This is a genomic window from Mesonia sp. K4-1 (assembly GCF_008017825.1).
Taxonomy (GTDB): Bacteria; Bacteroidota; Bacteroidia; order Flavobacteriales; family Flavobacteriaceae; genus Mesonia.
On the sequence record NZ_VRLS01000020.1, the window covers coordinates 1 to 993 of the forward strand.

The following is a 993-nucleotide window of genomic DNA, read 5'->3' on the forward strand; positions in this document are numbered from 1 at the left end:
GGTAAAAATAGTTTCTTGTCCAGTTCCCATTTTGGGCAATATGCTGTATTTGCAAGATATTTCCTAACTCATCATAATCGTAATTAAGGGTATAATTACGGCTAGCATTGGTGGTAACGTCAACTAAATTTATTCTCATCAAAAGAAGTATTCGCTTCATTAAATAAACAAAGTATTATAACCTATTAAATATTACCACCATATTTATAAACTTTTTCTTTGTTAACTTCAGTTTCTTCAACAAAAAAATACCTTTCTCTTACTCTATCGTAATAATACCTACCTAAATAATTATTAGGTAATTTTGATCCCCATTTGTGCTTTTCATTAATAAAAATTTCTCCTGTTTTTTTTGAAACAAAATAACTTTTACCGTCACAATCAATAACATTAAAATATTCCTCTCCTTCAAACAAATATGAGTGACAATTCCCATCCACATTATCCCTTAATCTTTGATTATCGATTTCAAGTCCTTGACAATTATTTGTTATCAATCTTTTACCATGCTCTCTAGAAAAAAATAAACTTACTCGCTCTATAGAAATAGATCCTGAGACAATAGGCTCGTTCCTGCTATTACAAGACAAAAAAAGAACACAGAATAGAATTAAATTAAAGTTTTTCATTAGTCATTTTTAGTTACGCTATCTCTTAAATTATTATACCCATTCCAAGTTAGTATGCCCCATATACCATATATATTGAAGTCAATATTAGTTTCCCAGCTAGACTTTAATTTAAAAGTTTTTGCCCTACCAAATAGAGAAAGGGCATTTCCTAATTCATCGCCGACCATGCCTTCACTAGGTATGTAAACCCCTAAACCAACGTGCCAATCATAATCATCAGACCATGTATTCTGTATAACTCCACTAACTTTCCAACTCATATCTCCAGTTCTAATTACATTAAGCTTGGCTGTGGTTTTAATAGTAGACCCTCCTGAAGCATAGTAATTGTCGGAAAATAATAACGCATTTGTAGAGTCTA

The 993-nt window shown here is 31.1% G+C and carries 2 protein-coding genes; both read right to left on the minus strand.

Annotation, left to right across the window (positions count from 1 at the left end; translation table 11 throughout):
- Window positions 1-185: 185 nt before the first annotated feature.
- Window positions 186-629 carry a hypothetical protein gene (locus FT986_RS04210; protein WP_147864000.1) on the minus strand — a complete coding sequence of 148 codons (444 nt, stop codon included), beginning with the start codon at window positions 627-629 and terminating at the stop codon, window positions 186-188.
- The coding region (locus tag FT986_RS15865) for a hypothetical protein (protein ID WP_187248573.1) at window positions 629-993 on the minus strand (365 nt) is incomplete at its 5' end. The genes FT986_RS04210 and FT986_RS15865, both read right to left, overlap by 1 nt.

What these genes read in the sequence shown, in the direction of transcription:
- FT986_RS04210 (WP_147864000.1), bottom strand. Translation starts at nt 629, where the DNA reads ATGAAAAACTTTAATTTAATTCTATTCTGTGTTCTTTTTTTGTCTTGT.